14 protein-coding genes, 1 tRNA gene and 1 pseudogene are annotated in these 19,187 nt (G+C 47.3%); 5 read left to right on the top strand and 11 right to left on the bottom strand.

Going from position 1 to position 19,187, the window contains the following annotated elements:
- The 3 genes and pseudogenes from AXFE_RS13880 to AXFE_RS13870 form a co-directional block, all read right to left on the bottom strand.
- A pseudogene (locus tag AXFE_RS13880) lies at positions 1-710 on the bottom strand (IS1595 family transposase); the annotation flags it as partial.
- Between the two features lie 252 nt (positions 711-962).
- Positions 963-2,984, bottom strand: a complete 2,022-nt coding sequence (locus AXFE_RS13875) for an acetoacetate--CoA ligase (protein WP_052606553.1) — start codon at positions 2,982-2,984, stop codon at positions 963-965.
- A 164-nt stretch (positions 2,985-3,148) separates the two neighbouring features.
- Entirely contained in the window at positions 3,149-3,400 is a 252-nt protein-coding gene (locus tag AXFE_RS13870; protein WP_052606552.1) for a hypothetical protein, read from the bottom strand.
- Between the two features lie 369 nt (positions 3,401-3,769).
- On the opposite strand from AXFE_RS13870, the gene AXFE_RS13865 reads away from it, so the two are divergent.
- From AXFE_RS13865 to AXFE_RS13855, 3 genes are all read left to right on the top strand, one after another.
- A complete protein-coding gene (locus tag AXFE_RS13865; protein ID WP_052606555.1) occupies positions 3,770-4,489 on the top strand; it encodes an SDR family NAD(P)-dependent oxidoreductase in 720 nt (239 codons plus the stop codon).
- 361 nt (positions 4,490-4,850) lie between these two features.
- Positions 4,851-6,398, top strand: coding sequence for a sulfatase-like hydrolase/transferase (locus AXFE_RS13860; protein WP_052606551.1), 1,548 nt, complete (start codon positions 4,851-4,853; stop codon positions 6,396-6,398).
- A gap of 277 nt (positions 6,399-6,675) precedes the next feature.
- Complete coding sequence (locus AXFE_RS13855) at positions 6,676-7,188, top strand: beta-class carbonic anhydrase (protein ID WP_052606550.1); 513 nt, start codon at positions 6,676-6,678, stop codon at positions 7,186-7,188.
- A 128-nt stretch (positions 7,189-7,316) separates the two neighbouring features.
- Here the strand turns inward: AXFE_RS13855 and AXFE_RS13850 are convergent, their stop codons facing one another.
- Positions 7,317-8,396, bottom strand: coding sequence for a YeiH family protein (locus AXFE_RS13850; RefSeq protein ID WP_052606549.1), 1,080 nt, complete (start codon positions 8,394-8,396; stop codon positions 7,317-7,319).
- A 70-nt stretch (positions 8,397-8,466) separates the two neighbouring features.
- Between AXFE_RS13850 and AXFE_RS13845 the strand changes: the two genes are divergently transcribed.
- Positions 8,467-9,381 (top strand): LysR family transcriptional regulator, encoded by a 915-nt coding sequence (locus tag AXFE_RS13845; protein ID WP_052606548.1) that lies wholly within the window; start codon positions 8,467-8,469, stop codon positions 9,379-9,381.
- Positions 9,382-9,696: 315 nt separating this feature from the next.
- On the opposite strand, the gene AXFE_RS20085 is transcribed toward AXFE_RS13845, so the two are convergent.
- On the bottom strand, positions 9,697-10,899 hold the full coding sequence (locus tag AXFE_RS20085) for an alpha/beta fold hydrolase (protein WP_160291869.1): 1,203 nt from the start codon (positions 10,897-10,899) through the stop codon (positions 9,697-9,699).
- 1,265 nt (positions 10,900-12,164) lie between these two features.
- Between AXFE_RS20085 and AXFE_RS19460 the strand changes: the two genes are divergently transcribed.
- On the top strand, positions 12,165-12,785 hold the full coding sequence (locus AXFE_RS19460; RefSeq protein WP_152626102.1) for a hypothetical protein: 621 nt from the start codon (positions 12,165-12,167) through the stop codon (positions 12,783-12,785).
- On the opposite strand, the gene AXFE_RS13820 is transcribed toward AXFE_RS19460, so the two are convergent.
- The 6 genes from AXFE_RS13820 to AXFE_RS21560 form a co-directional block, all read right to left on the bottom strand.
- A complete protein-coding gene (locus AXFE_RS13820) occupies positions 12,742-13,056 on the bottom strand; it encodes a hypothetical protein (protein ID WP_052606543.1) in 315 nt (104 codons plus the stop codon). The two genes, AXFE_RS19460 and AXFE_RS13820, sit on opposite strands and share 44 nt — an antisense overlap.
- A 1,095-nt stretch (positions 13,057-14,151) precedes the next feature.
- Entirely contained in the window at positions 14,152-14,532 is a 381-nt protein-coding gene (locus AXFE_RS13815; RefSeq protein ID WP_152626101.1) for a hypothetical protein, read from the bottom strand.
- On the bottom strand, positions 14,523-15,389 hold the full coding sequence (locus tag AXFE_RS13810) for a hypothetical protein (protein ID WP_152626100.1): 867 nt from the start codon (positions 15,387-15,389) through the stop codon (positions 14,523-14,525). Before AXFE_RS13810 ends, AXFE_RS13815 begins: the two co-directional genes overlap by 10 nt.
- 170 nt (positions 15,390-15,559) lie before the next feature.
- Entirely contained in the window at positions 15,560-16,294 is a 735-nt protein-coding gene (locus AXFE_RS13805) for an ABC transporter ATP-binding protein (protein WP_052606540.1), read from the bottom strand.
- Between the two features lie 1,933 nt (positions 16,295-18,227).
- A tRNA-Gln gene (locus AXFE_RS13800) sits at positions 18,228-18,300 on the bottom strand.
- Between the two features lie 246 nt (positions 18,301-18,546).
- Positions 18,547-19,035: a zinc ribbon domain-containing protein gene (locus AXFE_RS21560; RefSeq protein WP_407071690.1), complete on the bottom strand. Its 489-nt coding sequence runs from the start codon at positions 19,033-19,035 to the stop codon at positions 18,547-18,549.
- Between the last annotated feature and the right edge of the window lie 152 nt (positions 19,036-19,187).

The raw sequence follows: 19,187 nt of genomic DNA, 5'->3' as shown, positions 1-19,187 counted from the left end.
TACATGTGCTTGTTCGTCTTTGGATAGAGTGATCGAATGCGCTAGTCCAAGGTCTCGAGCTCATACCCCGTAACTTGGGTTACCATCACTTATCAGCTTGGTATCGGAATCTAAACGTCTCATAAAAACATCTTTGGGTGATTTAGCAGTGGTATCTTTGATTACTTCCATGAAGCAATGAGTAGGAGCACCATTGCTAATCGACACTCCAATTAGGACATTGGTTTGATTTTGTTCCCCTTTCCTCTTCTGCCTTCGCCATGGCTCTCACCACCTAAAAAGANCTCATCTACCTGGACGTTTCCTCCAAGTTTATATAAACCATTTCGGTCAGCCATTGCTTTTCGTAGCTTATTTAGCATCAACCAGCCAGTCGAATAAGATACTTGAACGAATTTAGCAATGGTAGTAGCCGAAAGACCACGCTTGTCGTTGGACAATAGATAGATAGCGGAGAACCACTTGGATAAAGAGATATGGCTTCGATGGAAGATGGTTCCGGAGGTAACGCTAGTTTGACGGTGACAAGATTTACATTGAAAAAGTGGAGCTCGAGATGCTGCATTTCTTCGATGGTTTGGCCTGATTAAGGTAAACTGGTCAGAGTCACACTTTGGGCATCTAAATCCCTCTTTCCACCGCAATTTGATCAAATGATCTTCACATGCTTCCTCTGAAGCGAAGCGTACCATAAAGCCTGAGATATCCACCATGCCTCCTTTATCGAACATCTGTTCTACTAAAGATTAGCTCCAATCTGGTCTCGGTGGAGGCGAAACTTACGAAACTTGATAAGTATGATACATAGCAATATTCTGTTCCTTTTCCATAGCCAAAGCAGTCTCTCCTTGGCCTTCTCCTCTCATAAAATTCAGCATGAAATTCAGCATGAAATTCAGGAAGCGCAATCCAAGGACCAGATCCGGGAAATCGAGGCTTGGGTTTAAATATTCACTGATCAGCTAGAGACGATCCTTGAGGTCCTGGTATTCAAGGATCAGATCCGGATTCGCCATGGAACCTCGCGACGCGACTTTATCTATCTCCTCACCTAGGAGCAAACGCCTAATCGGCACCTCCATCTTCTTACCATTTAACGTTCGTGGAATTGCTGAAACCTCTACGATAAGATCAGGCACATGCCTAGGGGACAATTCTTCACGAATACGAGTGCGAATTTCAGATCTCAACCCATCCGTAAAGACGCCACCAGCCTCAATGACGACCAGCAATACCAATTTCCCGTCATTCCCCAATCTCGAGGTATCAATTATCATGGAGTCCACAATCATAGGAATCATCTCAATCACACGATAAAAATCAGCGGTACCCATACGAACACCACCTCGATTCAAGGTAGAGTCGCTCCTGCCATAGATTACAAACGAACCATCACTGCGCTCTTTCACCCAATCACCGTGGCGCCACATATTTGGATAGGTAGAAAAATATGCGTCATGAAGCTTTTCACCCGAAGGATCATTCAAGAAATAGATCGGCATGGAAGGCATTGGGTCTACAATTACCAATTCGCCTACCTCGTCCACTACGCCCTGCCCCTCACTATTTGCCGCGATAACAAATGCACCCAGGCCAGCCACATTCAACACGCCGGCTTTGGTATCATGAAACGGAGTGGAAAGTAAAAAGGCGGTACACAAATCAGTCCCACCGCTTACGGATGCTACGGCAACTCCATCTGCAACGTTCTCATAGATCCAAGAGAATCCCTCGGGAGAAAGCGGTGCACCTGTTGAACCTATCGTACGAAGGCCTCGCAAGTCATATCTTTGTTTTGGAGTGATATTGGCCTTCTGACACGAGGTTATAAAAGGTGCGCTAACCCCAAGAAAGGTCACCTTCTTAGAAGCCGCAATATCAAAAAGACGATATAAGTCCTTGTATCCGGGCGATCCATCGAACAAAAGGATTCCGGATCCAACTAAAAGGCCAGAAATCAAAAAGTTCCACATCATCCAGCCAGTGGTTGTGAACCAAAAAAAGAGATCACCATCTCGAATGTCACAATGCAACGACAATGCCTTAGTGTGCTCTAAGAAGATTCCACCGTGGCTATGAACTATCGCCTTTGGCATTCCAGTCGTACCCGACGAGTAGAGAACCCACAAGGGGTGATTAAAGTCGAGATCTTCAAATTGCGGTCGATCTAAACCCTCTATTGGCTCCATGAACTCAGCAGTAGCAAACACCCCAAACCTATCCTCAACAAACGACTCTGTATGATCCACAATCAGAAGCTCAAGATTGGCGCCCAAAGCGCCGCAAATATCTCGCACCTCTGAGCTTCGGTCAAAGACCTTTCCCCCATAGGAGTAGCTGCTTACGGCAACAAGTACCTTTGGCTTTAGCTGAATGAAACGATCCGCAACAGCCGAAGATCCAAAGTCTGGCGAGCACGAAGACCAAATTGCCCCGATAGATGCAGCGGCCAAAAAGGCCACCAACGCCTCGAGCGAGTTAGGAAGATACCCCACAACTCCGTCTCCTGCGCGCACTCCGCGATCTCTTAGCCTCTTGGAAAATGCGGCTACGAGTGCGTTCAACTCCCTAAAAGTTACCTTTGTCTCGTTCTGCTCCGACACAACCACAATCGCAATCGCATCATCACACCGCGCAAGCGAATAACTGGCATAATTACACCGCTGGCCCTCAAAGAACCCGCTGGCTGGTTGATCTCTGGAGTCTAAAACCAAGGTAGGATCAAACCCTATATTGGATATGCTAGATCTTCCAAGATCACTTTGGCCGAATACCGGATCTATGAACGCCCACCATAGGGTCCAAAAACGTTCCAAGTTCTCAACGGAAAACCTCCATAGCTGATCGTAATTTTCAAATTGGCTTCCAATATTACGGTTAAGCCAGTCCATAAAAGCAGCCAAGTTGGACGATTTTGCTATGGCTTGATCAAACCTAGCAAGAACTTCACCTTCAGAAACCATCGCTTTAGCCTTATCAGTCAACTTCGACCACTCCAATTATTTATCCACAAAACTGCCAATCACTGGAATTAGTCAACACCCATTGTTGCCAAATGTCAATGCGAATGACATGCTTTGCTATTGACAAAATCGACCAAGACCACATTTCACAATGTGACGTGCGCTATGTTAGGCTGCAAATGCCACTATTCGTCTTCTTTAATGTGTGGTTCTAGCAAGGTAAGATCCCCTTGGGCTTTTTTTAGCGCCCGAAGGACTTTGGATAGAATTCTCTCGATTGCTAGGGCCTCACTGGTGAATTTTGGGTCAACTCCAATCAGGCGGGCATAACCTAGCTCTTCGACTTCTTCAATCAATCTCTCGACTCGGCTTTGAAGTCCATTAACATCTTCACGCGAGATCATCCCGGGAACCTCCAGAAAAAAAGAGTAGTTCAATACCTTCGACCCATCAAATAAATCTTGCTAAGTCGCAGCTGTCTTCATGTAAGACAATAACCGCCAGCCCAATAGTCGATGACGACTTTCTCCACGTGCTCACGGAAGGCCCCCAAGATCAAATCGACAAGGTCCAAATTTTAAAAACAGATCCTTCCTACAAGACGAGGTCACACAAAAACCCTGACCCCTAAGTTCCAGTCCCATTACAGGTCCAAATCATCGGGTGGTGGTTTGCCCTTGACCCATAGATCCTGCCAGATTCTACAAACGAACAAATAACCTAATATTTGTTATTCAAAGCAAACAGCTTTGGTCGCTAAATTGATAAGTTTTAATTTCAAATTAGACAAGGAAGAAGGGCATGCTTTGAAAACTGCATTGGTTACAGGTGGAACATCTGGAATAGGATTGGCCACCGTAGAGGCGCTTGTGGCAAAGGGATATACGGTCTATGCAACCTCGGTCAGAAGCGCCCAGGCTGGACTCGAAATGGAAGAGTCCTCAAACGGAGCGATTCGCTATGTTCAAGCTGACGTAACAGATAAAGAGCACCGAAATAATCTCTATGAAGTTATCGAAAACGAAGTCAGCGGCCTTGATGTACTTGTAAATAATGCTGGGTACACCAAGGTGATTCCACATAGAGACCTCGAAGGAGCAAGTGACGACGTATGGGCGAAAATACTCGACACCAACCTCATGGGCACGTGGTGGATGTGCAAAGAGTTCTATCCCCTCTTAGGAGCAAATGGAGGATGTATCATCAATGTCACTTCGATCGCCGGGATAAGGCCTACGGGTTCATCGATACCATATGCCGTCTCTAAGGCGGCAATTAACCATCTCACAACACTGCTAGCTGCATCGTTTGAAAATGGGGTAAGAGTAAATGCAGTCGCGCCCGGATTGATTGATACTCCATGGACCAAGGACTGGGAGCAAATTCGTGAGCATGTAGGCAAAACCGCACCGCTAAAACGCTCAGGACAGCCCAAAGATGTCGCAACGGTTATCTGCTCTATCATCGACGCCACCTATATGACCGGTCAAGTAATCACTGTAGATGGCGGGCTTACACTAAAGTAACCTCCGATAGAGATCTTTCGAGTCGGCCAAAGTGTTCCTATCGAAATCTAAAAAGACTGGAAGGCTCCAACTCTTTAGGTCATAAGTCACCAAATTTGTTAATAAATCCAGCCATCGAGGCAGGTGGGCTTCCAAATGCGAAGCTCGCAAGTGCCACACGGATAAATCAAACGGATAAAGACGCTGGGAGAAGCTTGTACATTTGCAATTCAGGCAGAGGCAACACCAAATATGACGAAATGAGACCATGGCATCGAGCGCCTTGGAAATAGCACCTGTGTAGTTTCAAACTCTAGCTTCGATTCGAGACTCTCAAAAAACCATTCTTTTAATCAATCTGACCCTTCAAGGAGGACGGCACTTGGAACCCACCCGAAATGTACTTTTTATAACCCTAGATCAATGGCGTGGTGACGGAATCTCCCTCCTTGGTCACCCGGTTCTTCAGACCAAAACCCTAGACCAATTGGCTAGGCGAGGAACGATATTCAAAAACCATTGGGCAAACGCGGCCCCTTGTGGACCGTCACGCGCCTGTCTGTATACAGGGACTTATCTTCATAGAAATCGATCAGTCCTAAATGGAACTCCCCTATCACAAAGATTCACCAACATCGCGCTCCTTGCCCGGGATGCAGGATATGATCCCGTTCTCTTTGGTTATACCGACACAAGCATCGATCCGTCAACTGTCCCAAAAAATGACCCGGCACTTTATTCATACGAAGGCATTCTTCCCGGCTTTCGTCCAATTGTTCACGATCCATTTGAAGCTAAGAGTCCAATGTGGGCAAAGTGGCTCGCCAAAAAAGGCATAGACGTCCCCTCGAACCCTCACGATCTTTACCTACCCGACACGACATTTCCCGGCGCCACAACCCACGGATCAACATGGGCCCCAACCCGCTTTTCGTCCGAAAACTCTGAGACCTCCTTCATGGTGGAACAGATCACGCACTACCTAGACCAAAATGGCGACAAACCCTTCTTTATCCACGCCTCATTCATAAGACCGCATCCACCGCGTCGAAATCCACCTGGCTATCACGACCTATACGACGCGAACGATGTAGATGACCCAAAAGGAGCACAGACCAAGGAACAAGAGGCAGCTATTCATCCTCTAGCTGCTATCGCGACCCAATTGCCCAGGGTAGGCGCGCCTAATGATGAAGGAGAAAAACGCCAGATGCGCGCAACTTACTACGGGGCTCAGCACGAAGTTGATGACAAACTGGAGATCCTATTCAGCTATCTACGCGACAGTGGCCTCTTCGAATCAACCCTTACCGTCCTCACTAGCGATCATGGAGAGATGGGAGGAGATCATTGGCTCTTTGAAAAACTTGGCTACTGGGATGAAAGTTACCATATTCCACTCATAATCTTCGACCCGTATACAACGACTTCCAACAATACCGTGGAGCACTTTACAGAATCCGTAGATATTGTTCCCACGATCTGCGAATGGCTCGGGATAGAAAAGCCCCTACAGTGTGATGGCTTTTCCCTAATGCAATTTATAAATGGCCAAGGGGCTCCATCGCATTGGCGAAGTGAGGCCCATTTTGAGTGGGATTTTAGGTCTCCTTCTACCAAGTGGGCAGAGTCGATCCTTCAGATACCAATGGCACATTGTGGCTTGAATGTCATTCGATCCGCTACGACCAAGTACGTAGCATTCGCCACCGACCAGGATAAACTTCCTCCGCTTATCTTCGATTTGCAAGAGGATCCAAACCAAATCTACGATTTAGTTGCAAACCACTCGAGCGACGCAGCATCAATAGGGTGGGAGTACTCAAACAAGGCACTGCAATGGAGGATGAGAAACGACGAACGACTAAACAGCGGCCAGTTTCTCTCTCCGTCTGAAGGACTAATCGAAGAACGCGATGCGTGGTGGTGAGAATGAGAAAATCAAGGATAAGACCAGGAATACGTTGACCATTTGGAGACCCATACAAACCCCAGCAAAATAGGCTTGCGAATCGCTTCGCAAAGGACACGCCTAGAGGTAGATAACTGACCTTCCAAAGAAACCAATTGAGGCAAGTGCACGTGAATCTATTGATATCGAAATACCCAATTACAAATAAATCGAGGCGACATCTGGATATATCAACCCAACTCGGCCAAGATTTCAAATCTTTATGAAAGCGCCTGAACGACCTCATGGGGGAAAGATGGATCCAACCGAGATCATAAAAATTGTCACAGCGGCAGAAAAATACACCGAATCACAGAGCGTCAAACCACATGTAGATGTACATCCTGCCATGAAGCTGACTATCGTATCGTGCATGGACTCTCGTCTTGATCTCTTTGGGATACTGGGGCTTGATATCGGAGACGCCCATATCGTTAGAAACGCGGGTGGCATTGTTACCGACGATGTAATTCGCTCCCTCGCCGTATCACAAAGGTCGCTCGGAACAAATATGATAGTTCTAATTCACCACACAGATTGCGGTCTAGAAAAGATTTCAGACGACGACTTTAAATTTCAGATTGAACGAGAGATCGGCATTCGTCCATCTTGGGCAGTCGAAGCATTCAGAGATCCCTACGACGACGTACGTCAGTCGATCGCTCGTTTGGCAGCGTCTCCATTTGTAACTCACAAACAAAACATCTTCGGTTTTGTCTATGAAGTCGACAAGCATCAACTCGTTCGAGTAGATCCATCCCAAAGTTGACACCTTTAGGTTATGGTTTGGAGACCAAAGGATACCATTTTTACAGGTAGCCCTCCTTGGCCTCCAAACCTATGAAGTCGCACTGGATACTCCTTGCGACTTCAACCGCTCTCCAGCAAAGAATAACCCTATTTGATATGTAAAAATGTCTGCAAAGATAGGCTCACGCCAGCCACCAATACCCAAAGAATGGCACCCATTGCTAAAGGCTTGAAACCTGCACGCCTAATCTGATCAAAACGGATGGAAAGCCCAATGGCAGCCAACGCTGCGGTAATCATCACAGTCGCGACGGTAGAGACATGAACTCGTACAAAGGTTGGCACGATTCCAATAGAACTTACCACTACTGCCAATAGGAAAAAGAGTATAAAGGGAGGGAATCCCTTACGTATTTGACGAGAAAAGACTGCGAGTGATGACGAAGCAGGATCCTCATGTCGACGCTGTCGAATGAGTGCAGTTCCAACCGTCAAAGGCACGATAGCAAGTGTTCGAGTCAACTTCACAATCACTGCGTATCCAACTGAGGCTCCGGAGAAAACCGTGGCTGCCGCTACGACTGACGACATATCATTTACCGCAGTGCCGGCAAAAAGGCCAAAAGAGCGTGAACTCATACCAATCAAGTGGCCCAATAGAGGAAATGTCAAGACAGCAGCCACGTTAAAGGTGAAGATAGTCGCTATCGAATAGGCAATTTCAGATTCAGTCGCCGCGATGGTTGCGCTCATGGCTGCAATGGCAGAGGCTCCACAAATTCCAGTCCCGACTGAGACCAAAAGTGAGATATCGGGTTCTATCTTAAGTAACCGTCCAACTAAAAAACCCCCACCGATAGCAGCCAATAGCGTTCCCGCCAAGACAGGAAGCGAAGATGCCCCAACTCTCAACACCTGTGAGAGTGAGAGGCCGAGGCCTAGAAGGACTACCGAAGCTTGTAGGATTCCGCGGGAGGTAAAGCGGACCCCCGGTGCAAAAGAAGACGGTAACTTGATAAAGATCGTCGATATCGCACCAAAAAGAATTGCAAAGACGGGCGAGCCGACTATTGGGAACAAATGTCCCAAGTAGGTAGCAATCGCAGTTATCACAGCTGCTACCCCAACACCTGGGATCAAGGTCATTAAATACGAAGGAGAAAATCGATTTTGAACGACATCTCCATCGGCTTGTTCAGTATCTGGTGGCGTTATATTTGGGTCCATATAAAAGACGATATGGCTCGCGTACCCGAGGCTATGACCCGCCTACATTATGGTATTATAAGTAATTCTTATGCCATTATCTGAACCAATTCCAGACGCTCTATCACTTGACCTTCTAAAGAGCGTTGCAGGCCTTGGCTCGATCACCGAAGCCGCGATAGCCCATAGGATCAGCCAACCGGCTGCGAGCATGAGACTTAAAGAACTCGAGAGAACTCTAGGGCTGACCCTCATCGATCGCTCGAGCGGAAGAGCTCAGTTGACCGCTAATGGTTTGGCAGTAGTGGAATGGGCGGAAGTGGTACTAGTTGCAATAGCCAACCTTCAGATTGGATCGACAGCGCTTCGCAAAGGCAAAACCTCGCACCTAGCAGTCGGTGCTAGCATGACCGTAGCCGAATACCTAGTGCCCAAATGGCTCGTGGCCCTCCACGACCACGATCCGGCTCTAACAGTAGCCATAACAATGGGCAACTCTTCCGAAGTCATACGTCTGCTCGCCAACGGTAGCGTAAATCTAGCTTTCGTCGAGGGTATTGATTATCCAAAAGATCTTCAGTGCCAAATCGTTTACCACGATCGTCTAGTAGTTGTCGTTGCGCCAAACCACCCCTGGGCAAAACAAAACCGGATAGTTTCGATCGATCAACTCGCAAAGACACCTCTCGTCCTTCGTGAAACTGGTTCAGGAACCCGTGAAGTACTCGAGGAATCCCTCAAACCCCATGGAGCCCTAGTTACTCCAATCGCTGAACTCTCCTCCACCACGGCTATCAAATCAGCCATTGAAGGCAGACTCGGCCCAGCTGTAATTAGTTGGTTAGCAGTCCACGATGATATCGAACGTGGAAAAATGGTCGAAGTTCAAATCGAAGGCCTCTCGCTATCTCGAGAAATTAGGGCCATTTGGAGAAACGAATCCGACCTAGACGAACCAACTCTGAAGTTCCTAAAGATCGCCAAAGAATCCAAGTCTGCCTTGTAGGCGAACAGTTACGCCCCGGTGGTAAAGGTGGGTGATTTAGTCCCATTCTCGTCATGGCACCTCAAATGACACAAGGTATGACCTTCGACAAAGGAGTGGACTTTGACTTTAATTCGAACAATGCTTTGAGGGCGCCGCTTTTACTCAAAGCAGCTCCCTCAAAAAAATCGATTAGTCAAAAGGAATTGCCACAAAAAAACCCTAACTATAAATTGGCTATTCCATCTCGAAACCTCGCCGTCACAACCCTCCTTTTGCAAGAAAACCCCTTGCAAAGCATCAAGATCCGACCTTTTATTGGCGAGATCTCAAAGACTATTGCCTATCCAAAAAGGATCTGACTGCAAAATTCCACGCCTGGGGATCTTCAAAATATGGAGAGTGGCCACAGCCGGTAATCTCCGTAATGCGGGCATCGGGAAGAAGATCGGTAAGAGCCCGAATCGATCTAGGAGGAAAGAGAGGATCTCTATCTCCAACGAGACATAAGATCGCCATGGTGAGTGAGTCCGCATCTTCCTTTGAATGAGTATGTGCAAGCAAACGGGGGATCATGACCTGACCGTCGACACTTCCCATTGCGGATAGGCACTGATAGAGGTGTGCTCGATCTGGAAACCTTTGCGTAAACGAAAGAGACAGGGCTGGGTGACCACCAAGATGATCGGTGGACTGGATCTCAAAACCCTTCGAGGATGCGACAGCCGCTTGAATTTCAGGGGTTATAAAACCACCTAGTGTATCCGCTAAGACCAACCGGCGAAATAAAGATGGCTCCATTAGTGCAGCTCCAACGACGCTCCATCCTCCCATGGATTGTCCGACGAAGTCTGCCTTGCCAATAGACAGCTCCTTTACCAACGCCAAAAGATCTCGTGCCGCCACTTCTGGTCCAGACAATCCCGCACGATCGCTGGAGCGCCCATACCCCCTATGGTCCCAAGTTACGACCATACGATCACGAGCGAACTCAGCCACCTGCTGATACCATGAAGCGTGATTTCCTCCCGCACCATGGCTCAAGATTAACGGCACTCCACCTTCACCAATAACTTCATAATAGAGGGACTCGCCTTCATTGTCGAAAAAACCCGTCCTGCGTGGAATATCTTTCGCACTCCAGACCCTCTCAGGACGATGACGCCTTGCCACACATTCGATCTCCACCGCGGCGCCCAACGCTAAGACGACCCCGCCGATTGTTATCCGAGCTGGTGGCTCCTGGTCAAAGAAGCTGGCATAGGAACGATTCATGGCATCAAAGTTAGCCATATCCGCAACGAAGACGCTCACCTTCAATACGTCGTTCCAGGACGATCCGACCTCGTTTAAGATCCGTTCGATATTCCCCAGACATTGGATCGTCTGTGGTCCGATCCCACCATCAACTAGTCCTAAATCTTCAGAGGTTCCCAATGTGCCCGATACAAAGATCAAATCATCACTCATAGCGGCGTGAGAGAACTCTCGAAGACGCCCTAGCCCTGCCACAGAATATCGATCTAATTGCGAAGTCATATCCTACCCATCGTTCAAGCTTCCTAGATAATGCGACTATAGACGATAAAAAGCGAACGGACCATCTGGTAATTGCCACATCTGGTGCAAGCTCGCCTAAAAAACCAAAGAAAACTACACCAATTAATCCAGAGCAATATCCAAAACACCCACATGATCGCTTGATTGGATCAATGATTACTTCGTCTTTCGACCAATCAACCACGGTCAGTCAGTTCTAGAGAGTCGATGGTCGTCATGGTAGGCAGCTCTTTCAGCGTCATCCTAAGGCTTTAGATCTTCTAAAAACGAAGATTCAAACATTACCTTTGGACAGGGAGATTCGGGGCACAAATCTACAAATCCGTGACAAGTAGAAACACTAATCAAAAAAGCTATGCCCTTTGTTGTGCACGAGCCTGAACCGTTAGGCATTTTCAATCGAGGAAGTCAACTCGGTGCTCTCAGTCGCGCCTTTATGTCATCGATAATAAGGGCTTAATACGGTTCGAAAGGGGGCCGATTTGAAGGGGGCCGGGTCTCGGGTGGCTTTGGCAAATGGCATCTAGCGTCACTTGGGATTTACGAGTGCCTTGGAGAAAAAGGATCCTTTACGTGAGGTCACTTAGGCTATGAGCTCGTGCAGCCACAACAGACTTGGGAATTCGCCAGCATCGATCGCCGATCTTTCCCAGAACTCATTTCCACACACTGTATCTACAGATAGATCGATAGATTTGTCGAATTGGTTCCATCGAATTGGTTCATTTTTGAGGGCTGATGATTAGCGGTGACCGTCAGTGTATTTGCTGGTTCGAACTAGATCCAACTCCTATCATCCTTTCGCGCGCGAGATAGATGAAGGCGACACCAAACACATTAGGTTCCCCTCCATAACTATTGGCGCACCCTATTAATCTTCGAACTGGCACAACCTGATAAGGACCTAAGGCTTGCCGATGTCGCCTGCAGGACATAAGGTCACACAGGCTCATTAGAACTCTCGTTAAATCAGCCATCCATTCCACAAGATCCAAAGTGCATCACGCTACTTCAGTCAAGGAAAGGAAACTGCAAGAATGCAAAACCATGCAATGCAAAAGGGTCACGGAGAGCTAAAGATCGAGTCACGATAAACTCAATATCATGTAGTCGAAAAAGAGCGGAAATATCCGTATCGACCGTATTATCGACAGAATTATTTGCCATGGAACCTTAAAGTGATGAAATCGCCCAAATACGCCCGGTGGCAGGTCCGAAAGCGACTGACCCAAGGTCAATTGTTAGTGTGTTCTACGATCCTATTGTCCGCCTGTGGTACGTCGGTGGCGACCTCAAGCACTACGTTGACGCCACGAACCAGTATTACAACTACCTCTACAACACTTAGTGTTCCTAACTCCACCACCACAACCGCGGCGGTGACGACGAGTTTAGCCGCTACTGAGGCAAAATTGGAGTCCGATCAATCGCTATATCCTCCTCCTCTCGCTGGCACCAAATACTCTTCCTGTCCCAATCCCCTTGGAGTTGGTGCTGATGCAAATCCTACTGGGCAGCTGCGAACCTCCTTGATCCAGACGACCCGAGAGTGGCTCATGGCCTCTTCAATAGCGACGCGGCTTAGCTTATCGGATAGAGCCCTATGGGCCCAGGTCTCACTAGGACCCTCACAAAATCCAGTCATGTCTGCCGCGAGCGCAGAACACGTACAAATACAGATCTCTCGACCGACACCTCTTAGCGCCTACTCAGGTTGCTTCGCAAAGATAGTAAGAGACAGCCCCTTGATCGTGGTCTGCAATTCAGCAACCGCAACGGTAGCAGCCTGTGACCCAGGACTCTCCATTGAGCTATACGTTCTCAATCGATCAGGTCATTGGCTAATGTGGCAGGAACTTGCCTAGCAATAAATGTCATCTTGAACAATCGCATATAGCTATTTCCCACGAGGAGCCAATGGACAAATGGCCTAAGACCAGTGTTAGTCTGACGGTTGGCCTCGGCAGCTATAACACCTAGCCCATGGTCTTCGTCGAGATCAACAGGGCCCGCTTCGGCTGGGTCACCTGTCGCAGCATTCCACTCGATGGTACCGATCGTTCCACCGAGACCCTCCCGGGCGGCCACAGCCAAAAAGCCTGAACGGCCAAGATATAGCCCATTCACCATCTGCAATCACTCGGATACTACCACGGAGAGATCTCAGATGGATTATTTGCTTGGAGATAGCCAAGAACTGAAATTGGCTTCGTCCAAACTATCAACGCTGCCAAACGCCTTAGAAGTCGGCTAAAGGAATTCATCTGTCGAACTTTATAGATCCCCTGGAAACACCGGAGCAATTTGGCCCCAATCGGCTTGACTAGGTGGCCCCACTCTTAGACACAATATTTCCTATTATTGAGTTTATGGGAAACGACTCGAAAGATGGAAAAAGATGCTAACAGTGCAACTATATGAGACTATCAGAACCTCGCCAAATAAAGAAGGCATTTCCATAAGAGGTGCGGCAAATAGGTTCAAAGTTCACCCAAGTGTGGTATCGACGGGCGCTACTAAATTCAATGCCGCCAGAACGAAACGCTAGTTCTATTAGACGACCAAAACTAGGCCAGTACGAACTCATAGTTCGCAAAAGGTATCTTTAGAACTACCAACTCATGAGAATTTGGTTTTAAAAGTTTTCAACCGTCAGCTACCTGGCAATTGCGGTATCAAGAATTGGGTCAGCGACGATCTTCTCTAGAACACTGATCTTTATATTCGCCTTCTTTGTGAAAGTTACCCGTCGGTTCCCTTAAATGCATCGTAGGAATGTTTACCAAGTAGTATCCCGATCACAGCGCGATTGGATTTTAACGATAAATTGACAACATCACTTTGCGTTGCACCCTCACTGAGCACGTTCTCCTCATATGTGAGCTTCTTCAGCACAGCTGCTCAGCTGACCTCGGATGCATAGGGTATCTTCTTTGGAGTTCACAATAGTTTCTTCCTTGTACACCACGCATGCCAAACTCACACCAGCAGTTGGCCAATTAATCGGTGGCCTTGCGCTGAGGTCAACGAAGATGCCACCTTCAATCTCTTACCCATTTAGCCAACCATACCCGCGACATAACGATAAAACTGACGCCACAAATCGAAAGTAAGTCACTCTAACAATCAACTTGGCATCAAGTAGTTGGAAGCAACAATTGGAAAAATGCCCATCACCGGTAGACAGACAATCATAAAAAAACGGTCTCTTCCAAGCGGAACCAGCGTTCTTCAATTGGCCCAAAGGTAACGCAAAGGCTTGGAATTATTTAGCAAATGGCGGCCCGTGAAAAACGAGCTAAGAATAATTGCCAAAGACAAAATTGTCCCAAAAAGCGCATGGCTATAAGAGCGAGTTGCTAACCCAAACGGGATTGCCACCAGCACAAAAACCATAGATAATACCATTATCACAGTTCTTCGCTTTTTTGGACTCTCTGTTTTTGATGAATCAATATCGCCCGAACGAAAGACAAATTGTACTACTGAAGCAGCTATGAAGCTCGCGAAGGCCACTGCGAGACTGGTTACCATCTCAACGACAGCTAAATGGCCCAATGACGCTAACGCTACCAAAAGTGAAAGTACCCAAAAGGCAACTATCACGGGCAAAGATGAGATGATGCGCGAATACCATACCTTCGAGAGAGAGAGACGGGTGCTACGAACAACAACGGCAACCCTTTGACCCCAGTTAAGTAACGAAGTTGTGAAGCTCCCAATATCCCCGAAGCAATCGCCACTCCAGACATCCACATATGGTGTTGAAAAAAGGTGAAGGCAAATATCATAAGGATAGGGGCGATGAATTCAGCCCTTCGTCGCTTGTAGTAGATGGCCTCAACCCAATGAAGCATATTATTCAAACCATGAGGAGCGCTCTTTGAACGATAGATCTTGCTAGTTGACTTGAATTTCATAACCTTGATCTCTTCTTGCGAGCGCAAGGTGACAACGACACGCAAACAATAGCCACCAATGCCGATGATCATGGCGGCAGCCACTATCGGAAATGCATGCGTGTTCAGAGTTCCAACGTCAAGAATTCCTTTCCCGACCTTCTCAAGCCAAGGTTTACTTTGCTTGCCAAAGATAGCCAAAGAGAGGAAACCGAGCATCATTATCAAAAAGCCAGCAAGGGCAAATACTTTTTGAGGCTCCTTTGGCTTGAATGTTTTGATCACCAATTCAAGTAGTGCAGAAAACCCAAAAGGCATACCAAAGAAGAATACAAAGGCGCAGGGGAAGATGACAAGACCTCCCAATGGCGATAGTCGAATCGCCACCAATATGCCCAAGGCTAAGCCAACACCAAATGAGCTGAGAAAGTGGTTGATACTTAACATCAATAGTACCCAAGCCGACTTGGCAGAAGAAGGAAGTGGAGAGATACCAATGATTCCTTGGGTGGTGGCTAACTTCTGGGTACTATATCCAACAACGGCCTGTGGCATTGAGTACAAGAACATAAATAGAACAACTTCCCCAAGGGGTCTTTCGAGACTCCTTCCGCCTCCAAGAAAAAAAATGAGCAAAACGCCCATCTGGATCACTGTTGACATAATCAAGGGAAACCAGTTTTGAAAGTATCGAAGCTGCCGTTTCAGCAAAAAGAGTTGCCAACGTATGACGAAGGAGATCATCGTTCAGTTCCTTTGGTCAAGGAAAAAAAGTAATTCTGAAGGTTGCTATGTGATTCGAGCAAGTTTTCATCAATACGTTGATCTGCCAGCAGAACCCCCTTGGACAAAATGAGTACGCGACTACAAATTCCTTCGGCCATTTCAAGCTGGTGCGTGGACAGAAGAATTGAATTACCAGATTCCACATATTCGCGAAATGTCTTTTGCATCTCCAAGATTCCGTCAGGATCTAGCCCTACGCTCGGTTCATCGGCCAACAGGAGATCAGGCTCGTGAACCAACTGCGCAATAAATGCGATCTTTTGCTGCATTCCGTGAGAATATTGATCAGCTCTTTTGTAAATGGCACCAGTCAGCCGAAATCGCTCTAGATAGGGTTCTGCTCGGCACTTAGCCGTTTTGCCGTCGATACCATACATTCCAGCAACAAATTCCACGTACTCAATACCCGTCAGATAAGGTATGATCATAGGTTGCTCAGCCACATAACCAAAGTGTCTACGGGCATCTATGGGATCATCAGCAATGTCATAACCGCGATATGTGACGCTACCTTTCGAAGGCGCAACGAGACCGGTAAGCATTCGCATGGTAGAACTTTTGCCCGCACCGTTTGGACCTAATAGGCCTACAAGCTCACCTGGATAAATTTTCACAGTAAAGTTGTCTACGGCTGTAATCGTTCCATAGACCTGACTGAGTTCCTCCGCGTTCAAAATCGTTTGATTCATTGCGCTGTCTCTTCCGCATAGAAGCCCACTCTGTTTTTGCTCCTTTGATCCCATGCATTGCAATGATTTACGCTACGATAAGCCCGATAAGCTTCCAAACAAAAACCTATCTTAGGACCAAATGCACGCATCCGACGTATAAAAGAGCTCTAGTTCGCCAATTCAAAGAAATTTAACGATCCAGAATCAATCATTCTCATTCCTTTGAGATCATAGCGGACGAACTATCTCTTTTTAGGATTTCAACTCTAGTTAATGAGTTGGAAGGCTCCCATTTAATTGATCCGCTACCAATGTGAGTCTTGTATCCATAATGCAGATGGAGGAAATTATTGTGAAGTCCAAAAGGCATACCCGTTCTACTCAAGGTAAGCAGGGCGCAGGTGCGCAAGAAGATCGCCGAAGGGGACAAGATGCTAAATGACGGTGCAACCATAAGTGAAGTTGCCGCTTTGCCATAAAAGCCCTAAGGCGCTGCACTTACCGAGACGACCTGGCACCGATGGAAGAGTACCTACGCTGCATTGAAGGGAACCAAAGTAAAGCTTACTCATTGAACTTGAATCTAAAGAACCGTCCTCTAAAGAGCATCGTTGCCGACCTAACTCTTGATGTCTCAATGGCCAAGGAGGTGACGATAAGAAACTTCTAACCCCGAATCGTCGTCGCATAGTAGTTCGCAAACTACAGATACGATTCGGGGTTTCTAAAGAGACGAGCCTGCAAAGTAGCAGGTCAAAATCGTTCTACGCAGCGTACCGTAGCACCTGAACGCAAAAGTGCAGATCTAGACGAAGAGATCACGCAACTCCTAAGAACGTTTGTCCTAGAACACAAAGCTCAGGGTTACAAAAGAGCATATCGCTACGTCATAGACAAGGGATACCATGTCAATATCAAAAAGGTAAGGTCTCTTTGGCGACAGGCTTAACAACCTACTACTACTTAACAAAAAGCTCTATGAATTTTCCTTAGAGTCGCTAACATATAGAAACAACCCGATCCAAAAATCACATTAATTTTGGACCATTAAATGGAGACCCGCCAGAGTGACCTTGTTTTTTAGCAATCCCTCTCCAACAAAGACGCCATAGGACTGGCAACACCCTCTTTCGATGGCTCTTTGTCCACATTTGGCCATAATGCTCCTCTTTTGCTTTTAATCCACTGCCATGGCAATTACTCGTGCCTCGGGCACTAGAATTTCCGACTTTATCAAGCAGGAACACCTCCATTTGTTTAGTGCTCTAACAGAAATATTAGGTCACCAGACCAAACGGGTTCATATGATTTTGGCTAATCAGATTCGACCAGGCATGCGGGCAAATCGTAAATAAGCCGGGGCTTCCAATCACTCATCTCCTTGGCATTGCCAATTTCCTAACTTTCCCAAGCCCGCTAAAAAATCAAAACAGGAAAACCCTGGCTTCAAATGGTGAGAGCTAGATTACCCTGACTCGCCATTTCAACCCCGGATGGTCCTTTGGGGCCAGAAGCACAAAAGCCAATCATTTTCGGATTACAGGAGAAAGAACCCTCTGGAGGACAGCTCCCGGAAAATCTCCCAGCCACACGGTCAGCATAGTCAAAGAATCCCAAAAGCCAAAGTCATGGCATCCTGAACAACCTCAAAAAGTTCTCGATTGATCCGGTCATATTAGCCCAAAGATCAAGCATACGACTGGTCGAATGCGATAGCGGAACTTTCAACCACCGTAGCACTATCCGGCCTCGGTCTGCTGAGGGTTTGCCGTGGCCTTACCCACTGCACACATACTCAACTCTAATCGATGGCCCTAATGACCCCAGTGATAAGAGTACACCCCAATTCAGAGGGTGCGCATCAAAAGCATCTCAAAAGTTTTGAAACAAACAGCCTGAGTAGCTGCGATAGAGATCAAGACACCTCGCTGCACGGCTATCGCTGGTATTGCTGGCGGACCAGGACTCGAACCTGGAACCTCCTGATCCAAAGTCAGGCGTTCTGCCAATTGAACTATCCGCCAATAGATCGCGCTCGCGATTCAACATGAAAAGTCTAGCGAAAGTTCTCAAAACAAAGTACCTGCAATTTTCTAATAAATTGGAAAATTGAAAAAAAAGATCACCCAACGACCACTACCGCCGACTCAAGCCGAATTATGAGTCGGGATGAACGAAAAATAACAGAGAGGGTACGTGAACCTCCACGCCCTTACAGACGGGGCTTCTGGCCTCGTCTGTTTGGTTGGGGTTCCCTAACATCGCTTCCATCACGCCACCGGGACCGACTGGTCTGGTACTAATGAATTAGCACTGGTAGATGAGTTTGCTAGTTTCGGCTTGCTTGTCTGAGATGTCTCAGACAAGGCCCGGTTCTGGGCACTACTTCGGGCTCTGGTCTTAGGGCACTGCACCTTTTGGTGTGTCTTGCGTTGATTGAGTGACCAATGTTTTTCAGCTCGAAGATACGTGACTAAGATTGTTGTATCTAGTCCAATTGGAGAGTGCTCTGCGTATATCGCCTTCTGGAGAATGTTTATTGCTCCTAGGGCGTCTCGATGACAGCTGAACCCACAGATAGGGCTCTTGCATCGGTAGTGCCGACCTGATGGTCGGTTGCGTCTTAAACACGCTGGACAAGTTTGGCTAGAGTATGACTCGTCCTGGTGAACCAACTCTAGCTTGGTCTTTTCTTGTAGATAGCGCCCTTGGCGTCCTCTCGACCACTGGAATAGTTGCTGGCGACCGTGGCGACCCATGGATCGTTTGGCTTTACTATGTTTTTCTATCCCTCTTACGTCACCAACTATGAGTGTGGCGGTGTTGTGGTTAATGACGTGATTGGCCGCCTTGTGCGAGACTTGATGGTCAAAATCACAAAGTGCTAGCTTTGTCTTAAAGTTGACTTTCT

It is taken from the genome of Acidithrix ferrooxidans (assembly GCF_000949295.1).
Taxonomy (GTDB): domain Bacteria; phylum Actinomycetota; class Acidimicrobiia; order Acidimicrobiales; family Acidimicrobiaceae; genus Acidithrix; species Acidithrix ferrooxidans.
The sequence above is the reverse complement of the archived record's forward strand: the minus strand, read 5'-3'. Positions and strand labels throughout refer to the sequence as shown.